Annotated in this window: 14 protein-coding genes; 12 read left to right on the plus strand and 2 right to left on the minus strand. The window is 62.3% G+C overall.

The window, feature by feature from the left end; genetic code table 11:
• The first annotated feature begins 51 nt into the window (after positions 1-51).
• From C8K58_RS05870 to C8K58_RS05895, 6 genes are all read left to right on the plus strand, one after another.
• A complete protein-coding gene (locus C8K58_RS05870; protein ID WP_027606083.1) occupies positions 52-957 on the plus strand; it encodes an energy transducer TonB in 906 nt (301 codons plus the stop codon).
• Positions 958-1,045: 88 nt separating this feature from the next.
• On the plus strand, positions 1,046-1,615 hold the full coding sequence (locus C8K58_RS05875) for a YqgE/AlgH family protein (RefSeq protein WP_027606084.1): 570 nt from the start codon (positions 1,046-1,048) through the stop codon (positions 1,613-1,615).
• Positions 1,615-2,052: a Holliday junction resolvase RuvX gene (gene ruvX / locus C8K58_RS05880; protein WP_005792259.1), complete on the plus strand. Its 438-nt coding sequence runs from the start codon at positions 1,615-1,617 to the stop codon at positions 2,050-2,052. The genes C8K58_RS05875 and ruvX overlap by 1 nt, the downstream gene beginning before the upstream one ends.
• Positions 2,053-2,135: 83 nt before the next feature.
• Positions 2,136-2,642, plus strand: coding sequence for a bifunctional pyr operon transcriptional regulator/uracil phosphoribosyltransferase PyrR (pyrR, locus tag C8K58_RS05885; protein WP_027606085.1), 507 nt, complete (start codon positions 2,136-2,138; stop codon positions 2,640-2,642).
• Between the two features lie 24 nt (positions 2,643-2,666).
• On the plus strand, positions 2,667-3,671 hold the full coding sequence (locus C8K58_RS05890; RefSeq protein WP_027606086.1) for an aspartate carbamoyltransferase catalytic subunit: 1,005 nt from the start codon (positions 2,667-2,669) through the stop codon (positions 3,669-3,671).
• Positions 3,668-4,939 (plus strand): dihydroorotase, encoded by a 1,272-nt coding sequence (locus C8K58_RS05895; protein ID WP_027606087.1) that lies wholly within the window; start codon positions 3,668-3,670, stop codon positions 4,937-4,939. Before C8K58_RS05890 ends, C8K58_RS05895 begins: the two co-directional genes overlap by 4 nt.
• A 53-nt stretch (positions 4,940-4,992) precedes the next feature.
• Here C8K58_RS05895 and C8K58_RS05900 read toward each other — a convergent pair whose 3' ends face one another.
• Positions 4,993-5,421: a TM2 domain-containing protein gene (locus C8K58_RS05900; protein WP_027606088.1), complete on the minus strand. Its 429-nt coding sequence runs from the start codon at positions 5,419-5,421 to the stop codon at positions 4,993-4,995.
• 250 nt (positions 5,422-5,671) lie between these two features.
• On the opposite strand from C8K58_RS05900, the gene C8K58_RS05905 reads away from it, so the two are divergent.
• Entirely contained in the window at positions 5,672-6,307 is a 636-nt protein-coding gene (locus C8K58_RS05905) for a C40 family peptidase (RefSeq protein ID WP_027606089.1), read from the plus strand.
• A 138-nt stretch (positions 6,308-6,445) separates the two neighbouring features.
• Here the strand turns inward: C8K58_RS05905 and C8K58_RS05910 are convergent, their stop codons facing one another.
• Positions 6,446-7,480 carry a type IV pilus twitching motility protein PilT gene (locus C8K58_RS05910; protein WP_092355676.1) on the minus strand — a complete coding sequence of 345 codons (1,035 nt, stop codon included), beginning with the start codon at positions 7,478-7,480 and terminating at the stop codon, positions 6,446-6,448.
• A gap of 57 nt (positions 7,481-7,537) precedes the next feature.
• Here C8K58_RS05910 and C8K58_RS05915 point away from each other — a divergent pair, with 57 nt between their 5' ends.
• The 5 genes from C8K58_RS05915 (at position 7,538) to metW (ending at position 11,582) form a co-directional block, all read left to right on the plus strand.
• The gene (locus C8K58_RS05915; RefSeq protein ID WP_027606091.1) at positions 7,538-8,224 is read left to right on the plus strand and encodes a YggS family pyridoxal phosphate-dependent enzyme; all 687 of its coding nucleotides are present in this window, start codon (positions 7,538-7,540) and stop codon (positions 8,222-8,224) included.
• Positions 8,225-8,257: 33 nt separating this feature from the next.
• Complete coding sequence (proC, locus tag C8K58_RS05920; RefSeq protein WP_027606092.1) at positions 8,258-9,076, plus strand: pyrroline-5-carboxylate reductase; 819 nt, start codon at positions 8,258-8,260, stop codon at positions 9,074-9,076.
• A 25-nt stretch (positions 9,077-9,101) separates the two neighbouring features.
• On the plus strand, positions 9,102-9,689 hold the full coding sequence (locus tag C8K58_RS05925; protein ID WP_027606093.1) for a YggT family protein: 588 nt from the start codon (positions 9,102-9,104) through the stop codon (positions 9,687-9,689).
• Between the two features lie 125 nt (positions 9,690-9,814).
• Complete coding sequence (locus C8K58_RS05930; protein WP_027606094.1) at positions 9,815-10,954, plus strand: homoserine O-acetyltransferase; 1,140 nt, start codon at positions 9,815-9,817, stop codon at positions 10,952-10,954.
• 7 nt (positions 10,955-10,961) lie between these two features.
• Positions 10,962-11,582, plus strand: coding sequence for a methionine biosynthesis protein MetW (gene metW / locus C8K58_RS05935; RefSeq protein ID WP_017735309.1), 621 nt, complete (start codon positions 10,962-10,964; stop codon positions 11,580-11,582).

Consider the following 11,582-nt stretch of genomic DNA (forward strand, 5'->3'; position numbering starts at 1 on the left):
ATTGCGCTATCATGCCCGACCTGTGAAACGCGCGATGTTGGTTTTCTTGTCATGACACTCCCGTCCGATCTGCCCTCCGAACTCTCCCACAGCGGCGTGCGCCCGGCTGATCGGCTCGGATTTACCCTGTTTCTCGCGGCATTGATTCACCTGGCCTTGATCCTCGGCGTGGGTTTCACTATGGTCGAGCCCAAGCAGATCACCAAGACCCTGGAAATCACCCTCGCCACGTTCAAGAGCGAAAAGAAGCCCGAGAAGGCCGACTTTCTCGCCCAGGACAACCAGCAGGGCAGTGGCACCCTGGACAAGAAGGCGATCCCCAAGACCACCGAAGTGGCGCCCTTCCAGGACAACAAGGTCAATAAGGTCACACCGCCGCCGGCGCCCAAGCCTGAAGTCAAACAGGCCACGCCCAAGCCCACGGTGACCACCGTCGCACCCAAGCCGCAAAAAGCCCCAGTCCAGCGCGAGAAAACCAAGACCGAGCCGCAACCCGAGCCCGTGAAGCCGGCACCGACGTTCGACAGCTCGACACTGTCCGACGAAATCTCCAGCCTGGAAGCCGAACTGGCCCATGAACAACAGCTGTACGCCAAGCGCCCACGCATTTACCGCCTGAACGCCGCCTCGACCATGCGCGACAAGGGCGCCTGGTATAAGGACGAGTGGCGTAAGAAGGTCGAGCGCATCGGTAACCTCAACTACCCGGAAGAGGCACGGCGCCAGCAGATCTACGGCAATTTGCGTCTTTTGGTGTCGATCAACCGCGACGGCACCTTATATGAAGTGCAGGTGCTGGAATCGTCCGGTCAGCCGCTGCTGGACCAGGCGGCCCAACGCATCGTGCGCCTGGCCGCGCCCTTTGCCCCGTTTACCGGGGACTTGAACGATGTGGACCGCCTGGAAATCATCCGCACCTGGAAGTTTGCCAAGGGTGATCGCCTTTCCAGCAACTGAACGCGCCGTCCTACAGAAAAGCCGACAGCACGGTATTCGGGTCACGTCCAGCTTGTCAGTTCGCCCCTCCAACGCCACACTAGCGGACATGAAAAATGTCAGCCCGACCTACCTCAAGCACCAATTCCTGATCGCCATGCCCCATATGGCCGACCCGAACTTTGCGCAGACCTTGACCTACATCGTCGAGCACACGGCCAATGGTGCCATGGGGTTGGTGGTGAACCGCCCGCAGGCGCTGAACCTGGCCGATATCCTTGAACAACTGCGTCCGGAGGTCGACCCGCCGGCCCGTTGCCAGGGCGTGCCGATCTACATCGGCGGGCCGGTGCAGACCGATCGCGGCTTTGTGCTGCACCCCACCGGGCCGAAGTTCCAGGCCACGGTTGACCTGGACGGAGTCTCGCTGTCCACCTCCCAGGACGTGTTGTTCGCCATCGCCGACGGCGTGGGCCCTGAGCAAAGTGTGATCACCCTGGGTTACGCCGGCTGGGAAGCCGGGCAGCTGGAAGCCGAACTGGCCAGCAATGCCTGGCTGACCTGCCCGTTCGATGCCGACATCCTGTTCAACACCGCAAGCGAATTGCGCCTGGAAGCCGCCGCGGCCAAGCTGCGGGTCAACCTCAGCCTGCTGACCAGCCAGGCGGGGCACGCCTGATGGCCTTGCGTCTGATCCTCGGCTTTGACTACGGCACCAAGCAGATCGGCGTAGCGGTCGGCCAGGTCATCACCGGCCAGGCCCGCGAGCTGTGCACCCTCAAGGCCCAGAACGGCATACCGGACTGGAACCAGGTCGAAGCCCTGATCAAAGAGTGGAAGCCCGATGCCGTAGTGGTCGGCCTGCCCCTGAACATGGACGGCACCCCCAGCGACATGTGCCTGCGCGCCGAAAAGTTCGCCCGCCGTCTTAATGGCCGCTACAACCTGCCCTTCTATACCCACGATGAACGCCTGACCACCTTTGAAGCCAAGGGCGAGCGCCGTGACCGTGGCGGCCAGAAAGGCAGCTACCGCGACAACCCGGTGGACGCCATCGCCGCCGCCTTGCTGTTACAGGGCTGGCTGGACGAAAACACTGCTTTATTTGAATCCTGACTGACGCGGCTTGCCGCGTCTTCTTACGTTTGAGCCCGGACCTTGTCGTCGCCCCCGCCGCGCAAGGCCTTGAAGGAGCCACCATGAGCCTGCCAAACCCCGCCGAACTGATCCGCCAGATGGCGGTTAGCCTCAAGACGCACCTGGAACACCGTGGCATCAGCGAACCGCGCTTTATCGGCATTCGCACCGGTGGTGTGTGGGTCGCCCAGGCGTTGCTGGACGAACTGGGCAGCGACTCACCCTTGGGTACCCTGGACGTGTCCTTCTACCGCGACGACTTCAGCCAGAACGGCCTGCACCCGCAAGTGCGCCCGTCCGCCCTGCCGTTCGAGATTGAAGGCCAGCACCTGGTGCTGATCGACGATGTACTGATGAGCGGCCGTACCATCCGCGCCGCCATGAATGAATTGTTCGATTACGGGCGCCCGGCCAGCATCACCCTGGTCTGCCTGCTGGACCTGGAGGCAGGCGAACTGCCCATCAGCCCGGACGTGGTTGGCGCCACGCTGTCCCTTGAGGCCAGCCAGCGAGTAAAATTGTCCGGTCCCACGCCGCTCGAACTCGAACTGCAAGACCTTGCCCTTTAAACCGCCTTGTAAAGAGTCCCCGCGATGACGCCTCTAGATGCCAAGCGCCCGCTGCAGCTCAATGCTCAGGGCCAGTTGCAACACTTCTTGTCCCTCGACGGTTTGCCCCGCGAACTGCTCACCGAAATCCTCGACACCGCCGACTCGTTCCTCGAGGTTGGCGGCCGGGCGGTGAAGAAAGTCCCGCTGCTGCGCGGCAAGACCATCTGCAACGTGTTCTTCGAGAACTCCACCCGTACACGGACCACCTTTGAACTGGCGGCCCAACGGCTGTCGGCCGACGTGATCACGCTGAACGTGTCCACCTCGTCGGCGAGCAAGGGCGAGACCCTGCTCGACACCCTGCGCAACCTGGAAGCGATGGCCGCCGACATGTTCGTGGTGCGCCACGGCGACTCCGGTGCCGCCCACTTCATTGCCGAGCACGTGTGCCCGCAGGTGGCGATCATCAACGGCGGCGACGGCCGTCACGCCCACCCGACCCAGGGCATGCTCGACATGCTCACCATACGCCGGCACAAGGGCAGCTTTGAAAACCTCTCGGTGGCCATCGTCGGCGACATCCTGCACTCGCGGGTGGCACGCTCGAACATGCTGGCCCTGAAAACCCTGGGTTGCCCGGACATCCGCGTGATCGCACCGAAAACCCTGCTGCCCATCGGCATCGAGCAATACGGCGTGAAGGTCTACACCGACATGACCGAAGGCCTCAAGGATGTGGACGTGGTGATCATGCTGCGCCTGCAACGCGAACGCATGTCGGGTGGCCTGCTGCCGAGCGAAGGCGAGTTCTACCGTCTGTTCGGCCTGACCACCGCACGCCTGGCCGGCGCCAAGCCGGACGCCATCGTGATGCACCCGGGGCCGATCAACCGAGGCGTGGAGATTGAGTCGGCGGTGGCCGACGGCAGCCAGTCGGTGATTCTCAACCAGGTCACGTATGGCATCGCCGTGCGCATGGCGGTGTTGTCCATGGCCATGAGCGGACAAACCGCGCAACGTCAATTCGAGCAGGAGAAGGCCCAGTGAAGCTCAGCATTCTCGGCGCCCGAGTCATCGATCCGGCCAGTGGCCTGGATCACGTTACCGATCTGCACCTGGAGGCCGGCCGGATCATCGCCATCGGTGCCGCGCCCGGTGCTTTCAGCCCCAGCGAGACCATCGACGCCAAAGGCCTGGTGGCCGCGCCCGGCCTGGTGGACCTGAACGTCGCCCTGCGCGAGCCGGGCTTCAGCCGCAAAGGCAATATCACCAGCGAGACCCGCGCGGCCGCAGCCGGTGGCGTCACCAGCCTGTGCTGCCCACCGCACACCAAGCCGGTGCTCGACACGTCGGCCGTGACCGAGCTGATCCTCGACCGTGCCCGTGAAGCCGGCAATTGCAAAGTGTTCCCCATCGGCGCCCTGAGCAAAGGCCTGGAAGGCGAACAACTCGCCGAACTGATCGCCCTGCGCGATGCCGGTTGCGTGGCGTTCGGCAACGGCCTGGAGAGTTTCCGCAGCACCCGCACCCTGTGCCGCGCCCTGGAATACGCGGCCACCTTCGACTTGACGGTGATCTTCCACTCCCAGGACCGCGACCTGGCCGAAGGCGGCCTGGCCCATGAAGGTGCGGTCGCCAGCTTCCTCGGCTTGCCGGGCATTCCGGAAACCGCTGAAACCGTAGCCCTGGCCCGTGACCTGCTGCTGGTGGAACAAAGCGGCGTGCGTGCGCACTTCAGCCAGTTGACCAGTGCCCGGGGCGTGGCCCTGATCGCCCAGGCCCAGGCCCGTGGCCTGCCGGTGACGGCAGACGTGGCGTTGTATCAGTTGCTGCTGACGGATGAGGCGCTGATCGACTTCTCCAGCCTTTACCACGTGCAACCGCCGCTGCGCACACTGGCCGATCGTGACGGTTTGCGTGCGGCAGTCAAATCCGGTGTGATCTCGGCGATTTCCAGCCACCACCAGCCCCATGAGCGCGATGCCAAGCTGGCGCCGTTCGGCGCGACGGAGCCGGGCATCAGCAGCGTGGAGCTGTTGCTGCCGCTGGCGATGACGTTGGTGGAAGACGGTTTGCTGGACCTGCCGACACTGCTGGCGCGCCTGAGCGCAGGCCCGGCCGAGGCCTTGCGCCTGCCGGCGGGCAAGCTGGCGGTGGGGTCGGCGGCGGATCTGGTGCTGTTTGACCCGGCCGGCTCCACGGTTGCGGGCGAGCACTGGCTGTCCAAGGGTGAGAACTGCCCGTTCATCGGCCATAGCCTGCCGGCGAGCGTGCGCTACACCTTGGTGGATGGGCGCATCAGCTACCAGGCTTGAGCCATTAAAAACTGTAGGAGCGAGCTTGCTCGCTTCTACAGGTTATTTATGATCTACCGGCCGCCGTTGCGCTCGGCATTGCGGATCGAAACCTGGGTATTCAAGGTCCAGAAGTCATACAGCACCCCCACCAGGAATAAGCCGCCGGTCAGCAGGTAGATCAGGCCGGTGATCCATTTGCCCTGGTACATGCGGTGCACGCCGAACACCCCCAGGAACGCCAACAGAATCCACGCCACGTTGTATTCGATTGGCCCAGCGGTAAAACGCAGGTCCGCTTCACGGTCCATGGCCGGAATCAGGAACAGGTCGATCAGCCAGCCGATCCCCAGCAAGCCGAGGGTGAAAAACCAGATCGTTCCAGTGACCGGTTTGCCGTAATAGAAACGATGGGCCCCGGTAAACCCGAAAATCCAGAGCAGGTAACCGATCACCTTGCTGTGGGTGTCTTGCTGCGGACCAACCTGTTGATAGGTGTTCATGGCGTACCTCTTTTGCTTCGATAGATAAATTTTTTCACTTTCTTTGTGACTTTTTTACAGGCGCCCGACGTACGGCAAATGGTATCTTCCCTCCCCTGAAAGCCTTATGCCACCTGACTTGTGTAGGACAATCGCGGCGAATCGTCGCGTTTTTCCTGAGTTTGACCCCAAGGTTCAGTCGACAAACGGCCTGAGAACGACACAAAAAGCTGTTATAAAGTTGCGCGCAAACCCATAAGAGCCACGCCTGATGCGACCATTTTTAAAGACATGGCTAACCATTTGCCTATTAATGCCACTGGCCGCCCACGCCACCAATCGTGAGCAACGACTTCCGAACGTCAACGGTTTCACCCCTAAAGTCCACAGCGCGCCCAGCACTGCCAAATCGGCAAAGCCAACCGTCAGCCGCCCGACTCAACTGAGCAAGGCCCACGGTAAAGCAGTTCCAGGCCTGATGGCAGTCAACACCAGGCAAAGCAGCACCGTCCTCAGCCGCGCCGTAAACGTGCTCGGTACGCCTTATCGTTGGGGCGGCAGCAGCCCAAGTAAAGGGTTTGACTGCAGCGGCCTGGTGAAATATGCGTTTAACGACGTAGCGGCCGTGGATCTGCCGCGCACCTCCAACGCCATGGCCGCCGGTCATGGGCAGAAGGTTGAGCGCAAGGACCTGAAACCGGGTGACCTGTTGTTCTTCAAACTGAAGAGCCGCCAGGTGAACCACGTAGCCATCTACCTGGGCAACGACCGCTTCATCCACGCACCGCGTCGTGGCAAGTCGGTCAGCATCGACACGCTGAAAAAGCCGTTCTGGGACAAGAACTACGTGATTGCCAAGCGGGTTCTGCCGAAAGAGCAGAACACCTTGCGGGTAGTACAACGCTGATCTGAAGCTGGAATGCAGTAGTACATGTGGGAGGGGGCTTGCTCCCGATAGCAGTGGGCCAGGTACAGATAAGCTGACTGATCCACCGCTATCGGGGCAAGCCCCCTCCCACATTTGATGTGTGTCGTTCACAACCCCTCAGATATCCCCAGGCACCCTCGCCTTCTCCCGCGCCTCTTCCCGGCTGATCACGCCTTCCGTGACCAACGCCTTCAAGCTCATATCCAGCGTTTTCATACCCAGCGCACCGCCGGTCTGAATCGCCGAGACGATCTGCGCCACCTTGTCCTCGCGGATCAAGTTACGAATAGCCGGCGTGCCCAGCATGATTTCATGGGCCGCCACCCGCCCGCCGCCAACCTTCTTGACCAGCACCTGGGACACTACCGCCTGCAACGATTCCGACAGCATCGAGCGGACCATGGCCTTTTCCCCCGCCGGGAACACGTCCACCAGCCTGTCCACGGTCTTTGCCGCCGAGGTGGTGTGCAGGGTGCCAAATACCAGATGCCCGGTCTCAGCCGCCGTCAGGGCCAGGCGGATGGTTTCCAGGTCGCGCAGTTCGCCCACCAGGATCACATCAGGGTCTTCGCGCAGCGCCGAACGCAAGGCCAGCGAGAAACTGTGGGTGTCGCGATGCACCTGGCGCTGGTTGATCAGGGCGGTTTTCGGCGTGTGGATAAACTCGATGGGGTCTTCCAGCGTGAGGATGTGCTGGCGCCGATGCTGGTTGAGGTAATCGATCATCGCCGCCAGGGTAGTGGACTTGCCGGAGCCGGTGGGGCCCGTCACCAGCACCAGGCCGCGCGCAAGCTGGGCGATACGCTGGAACACTTCCCCCAGGCCGAGGTTTTCCAGGCTCTGGACCTCGGCCGGGATGGTGCGAAACACCGCGCCCATGCCGCGATCCTGCTGGAATACGTTCGCCCGGAACCGCGCCACGCCCGGCAACTCGAAGGCAAAATCCGTTTCAAGAGATGTTTCGAAATCCTTTTGTTGGTAGCGGTTGAGCAACGGGCTCAATAAATCCGCTACTTGCGGGGGTGAAAGCACCGGCCAATCCAACGGCCAGACCTCACCATCAATACGCAGCATGGGCGCCATACCGGCCGACAGATGCAGGTCGGAAGCGCCGCGACGCACGCCGGCCTCCAGTAATTCAGTGATATCCATAGGGCTTTCCATTTCCAGTAGAATGCCGCGGACTCCATATCCACGGGCGCATCTTGAATGTCGACGATAGCAGACAACATCGGCCAGGTTAGCCAGCGCATCCGCGCCGCAGCCGACGCCGTGCAACGTGACGCAAACAGCATCCACCTGCTGGCCGTGAGCAAGACCAAACCTGCCCAAGCCGTGCGTGAAGCCTATGCCGCCGGGGTGCGTGATTTTGGCGAAAACTACCTGCAGGAAGCCCTGGGCAAGCAGGCCGAATTAACCGACCTGCCCTTGAGTTGGCACTTCATCGGCCCCATTCAATCGAACAAGACTCGCGCCATCGCCGAGAATTTCGCCTGGGTGCATTCCGTGGACCGTCTCAAAATTGCACAACGCCTGTCCGAGCAACGCCCGGCCGACCTGCCACCGCTGAATATCTGCATCCAGGTCAATGTCAGTGGCGAGGCCAGCAAGTCCGGCTGCACCTCCGCCGACCTGCCGGCGCTGGCCAACGCCATCAGCGCCCTGCCGCGCTTGAAGCTGCGGGGCCTGATGGCGATTCCCGAGCCGACGGACGATCGGGCCGAACAAGACGCCGCGTTTTCCAGCGTGCGCGACCTGCAAAACAGCCTGAACCTGCCGCTCGACACACTTTCCATGGGCATGAGCCACGACCTTGAGTCGGCCATCGCCCAGGGCGCCACCTGGGTGCGGATCGGTACCGCCCTGTTTGGCGCCCGCGACTACGGCCAGCCATGAAATGGCTGACATCCATCTAAGTAAGGACCTGTCATGAGCAACACGCGTATTGCCTTTATCGGCGCCGGCAACATGGCGGCCAGCCTGATCGGCGGCCTGCGGGCCAAGGGCCTGGAAGCGGCGCAGATCCGCGCCAGCGATCCGGGCGCCGAGACCCGTGCCCGCGTCAGCGCCGAGCACGGTATCGAAACCTTCGCCGATAACGCCGAAGCCATCCAAGGTGTCGATGTGATCGTGCTGGCGGTCAAGCCACAGGCCATGAAGGCCGTGTGCGAAAGCCTGCGCCCAAGCCTGCAGCCGCACCAACTGGTGGTGTCGATCGCCGCCGGCATCACCTGCGCCAGCATGAACAACTGGCTCGGTGCCCAGCCGATCGTACGTTGCATGCCCAACACCCCGGCGCTGCTGCGCCAGGGTGTGAGCGGTTTGTACGCCACCCACGAGGTGACCGCCGAGCAACGTGACCAGGCCCAGGAACTGCTGTCTGCCGTGGGCATCGCCCTGTGGCTGGAACAGGAGCAGCAACTGGACGCGGTCACCGCCGTCTCGGGCAGCGGCCCGGCTTACTTCTTCCTGCTGATCGAGGCCATGACCGCCGCCGGCGTGAAACTGGGCCTGCCGCAGCAAGTCGCCGAGCAACTGGCCGAGCAAACCGCCCTGGGCGCCGCGAAAATGGCTGTCTCCAGTGAGGTGGACGCTGCCGAGTTGCGCCGCCGCGTCACTTCCCCCGGCGGCACCACGCAGGCTGCCATCGAATCGTTCCAGGCCGGGGGCTTTGAAGCCCTGGTGGAAAAAGCACTGGGTGCCGCAGCACATCGTTCGGCTGAAATGGCCGAGCAGCTGGGCAAATAGTCGTCCCCCTACGAAGGAATAAATGATGCTTGGACTCAATGACGCCGTCATCTTCATCATCCAGACCTTGGGCAGCCTGTACCTGCTGATCGTGCTGATGCGTTTTATCCTGCAACTGGTGCGGGCGAACTTCTACAACCCGCTGTGCCAATTCGTGGTGAAGGCCACCCAACCGCTGCTCAAGCCCCTGCGCCGAGTGGTCCCGAGCATGTTCGGCCTGGACATGTCGTCGCTGGTGCTGGCATTGCTGCTGCAGATCCTGCTGTTCGCGCTGGTCCTGATGCTCAAGGGCTACCTGCCTTACACCGTGCTGCTGTTGCCGTGGGCACTGATCGGGATCTTCTCGTTGTTTTTGAAGATCATCTTCTGGTCGATGATCATCAGCGTGATCCTGTCCTGGGTCGCGCCGGGTAGCCGCAGCCCAGGTGCCGAGCTGGTGTCTCAGATCACCGAGCCGGTGCTCGCGCCGTTCCGCCGCTGGGTGCCCAACCTGGGCGGCCTGGATATTTCGCCGATCTTCGCGTTTATCGCGATCCAGCTGATACAAGGCTGGGGCATCCCGTACCTGGCTGACTTCGCGAACATGCCGAAGGAACTGTTCGGACTGATCTGACAGGCAGAGCAAATGCAGGAGGGGCGGGGCGACGATTCGACTTGCCCCTCCCACATTTGGCCTTTGCTTGCCGCTGGGTGCATCGGTCTTTAGACTTACGCCTCATTTAAACGAGAGCAGGGTCGATGCCAACTGCCTTCCCCCCCGATTCTGTTGGACTGGTCGTGCCCCAAGTGGCGCACTTCAGCGAACCACTGGCCCTGGCCTGTGGTCGTTCGCTGCCTGCCTATGACCTGATTTATGAAACCTACGGCCAACTGAACGCCACGGCGAGCAACGCCGTGCTGATCTGCCACGCCCTCTCCGGCCATCATCACGCCGCTGGCTTCCACAGCGTTGACGAGCGCAAGCCTGGCTGGTGGGACAGTTGCATCGGCCCCGGCAAGCCCATCGACACCAACAAGTTCTTTGTCGTCAGCCTGAACAACCTCGGCGGCTGCAACGGTTCCACCGGCCCCAGCAGCCTCAACCCGGAAACCGGCAGGCCGTTCGGCGCCGACTTCCCGGTGCTCACCGTGGAAGACTGGGTGCACAGCCAGGCTCGCCTCGCCGACCTGTTGGGCATCCGGCAATGGGCCGCGGTGATCGGCGGCAGCCTGGGCGGCATGCAGGCCCTGCAATGGACCATCACGTATCCGGATCGGGTGCGTCATTGCCTGGCCATCGCCTCGGCGCCCAAATTGTCGGCACAGAACATCGCCTTCAACGAAGTAGCACGCCAGGCCATCCTCACCGACCCCGAATTCCACGGCGGTTCGTTCCAGGAAGCCGGTGTGATCCCCAAGCGCGGCTTGATGCTGGCGCGAATGGTCGGGCACATCACCTACCTGTCCGATGACTCCATGGGCGAGAAATTCGGCCGTGGCCTCAAGAGCGAGAAGCTCAACTATGACTTCCACAGCGTCGAGTTCCAGGTGGAAAGCTACCTGCGTTATCAGGGCGAGGAGTTCTCCGGGCGTTTCGACGCCAACACCTACCTGCTGATGACCAAGGCCCTGGACTACTTCGACCCGGCAGCCAACCACGACGATGACCTGGCGAAAACCTTCGAGGGCGCCACGGCGAAGTTCTGCGTCATGTCGTTCACCACCGACTGGCGCTTCTCGCCGGCCCGCTCCCGAGAGCTGGTGGATGCGCTGATGGCGGCCAAGAAAGACGTCTGCTACCTGGAGATCGATGCACCGCAAGGCCATGACGCCTTCCTGATTCCGATCCCGCGCTACCTCCAGGCTTTCAGCAACTACATGAACCGCATTACTTTGTGAGAACGCCATGAGAGCCGACCTGGACATCATCCAAGACTGGATCCCCGCCGGCAGCCGCGTGCTCGACCTGGGCTGCGGCGATGGCGAACTGCTGAGCTGGCTGCGCGACAACAAGCAAGTCACCGGCTACGGCCTGGAAAACGACCCGGACAACATCGCCCAGTGCGTGGCCAAGGGCATCAACGTGATCGAGCAGGACCTGGACAAGGGCCTGGGCAACTTCGCCAGCAACAGCTTCGATATCGTGGTGATGACCCAGGCCCTGCAAGCAGTGCACTACCCGGACCGCATCCTCGACGAAATGCTGCGCGTGGGCCGCCAGTGCATCATCACCTTCCCCAACTTCGGGCACTGGCGCTGCCGCTGGTACCTGGCGACCAAGGGCCGCATGCCAGTCTCGGATTTCCTGCCGTACACCTGGTACAACACGCCGAACATCCACTTCTGCACCTTCGAAGACTTCGAAGCCCTGTGTGGCGAGCGTGAAGCCAAGGTGATCAACCGCCTGGCCGTCGATCAACAGCATCGTCACGGCTGGGCAAGCAAGCTATGGCCCAATCTGTTGGGCGAAATTGGTATCTACCGGGTCAGCAGCCCTGGCCTGACGGATCACAAGATTGCCGTCTAA

The sequence above is a fragment of the Pseudomonas sp. GV047 genome (assembly GCF_003058245.1).
Lineage (GTDB): Bacteria > Pseudomonadota > Gammaproteobacteria > Pseudomonadales > Pseudomonadaceae > Aquipseudomonas > Aquipseudomonas marginalis.

Excerpts from the sequence above, each read along its gene's own strand:
- C8K58_RS05870 (WP_027606083.1), top strand. The coding sequence starts at position 52 with ATGACACTCCCGTCCGATCTGCCCTCCGAACTCTCCCACAGCGGCGTG.
- C8K58_RS05875 (WP_027606084.1), top strand. The coding sequence starts at position 1,046 with ATGAAAAATGTCAGCCCGACCTACCTCAAGCACCAATTCCTGATCGCC.
- ruvX (WP_005792259.1), top strand. The coding sequence starts at position 1,615 with ATGGCCTTGCGTCTGATCCTCGGCTTTGACTACGGCACCAAGCAGATC.
- pyrR (WP_027606085.1), top strand. The coding sequence starts at position 2,136 with ATGAGCCTGCCAAACCCCGCCGAACTGATCCGCCAGATGGCGGTTAGC.
- C8K58_RS05890 (WP_027606086.1), top strand. The coding sequence starts at position 2,667 with ATGACGCCTCTAGATGCCAAGCGCCCGCTGCAGCTCAATGCTCAGGGC.
- C8K58_RS05900 (WP_027606088.1), bottom strand. The coding sequence starts at position 5,421 with ATGAACACCTATCAACAGGTTGGTCCGCAGCAAGACACCCACAGCAAG.
- C8K58_RS05905 (WP_027606089.1), top strand. The coding sequence starts at position 5,672 with ATGCGACCATTTTTAAAGACATGGCTAACCATTTGCCTATTAATGCCA.
- C8K58_RS05910 (WP_092355676.1), bottom strand. The coding sequence starts at position 7,480 with ATGGATATCACTGAATTACTGGAGGCCGGCGTGCGTCGCGGCGCTTCC.
- C8K58_RS05915 (WP_027606091.1), top strand. The coding sequence starts at position 7,538 with ATGTCGACGATAGCAGACAACATCGGCCAGGTTAGCCAGCGCATCCGC.
- proC (WP_027606092.1), top strand. The coding sequence starts at position 8,258 with ATGAGCAACACGCGTATTGCCTTTATCGGCGCCGGCAACATGGCGGCC.
- C8K58_RS05925 (WP_027606093.1), top strand. The coding sequence starts at position 9,102 with ATGCTTGGACTCAATGACGCCGTCATCTTCATCATCCAGACCTTGGGC.
- C8K58_RS05930 (WP_027606094.1), top strand. The coding sequence starts at position 9,815 with ATGCCAACTGCCTTCCCCCCCGATTCTGTTGGACTGGTCGTGCCCCAA.
- metW (WP_017735309.1), top strand. The coding sequence starts at position 10,962 with ATGAGAGCCGACCTGGACATCATCCAAGACTGGATCCCCGCCGGCAGC.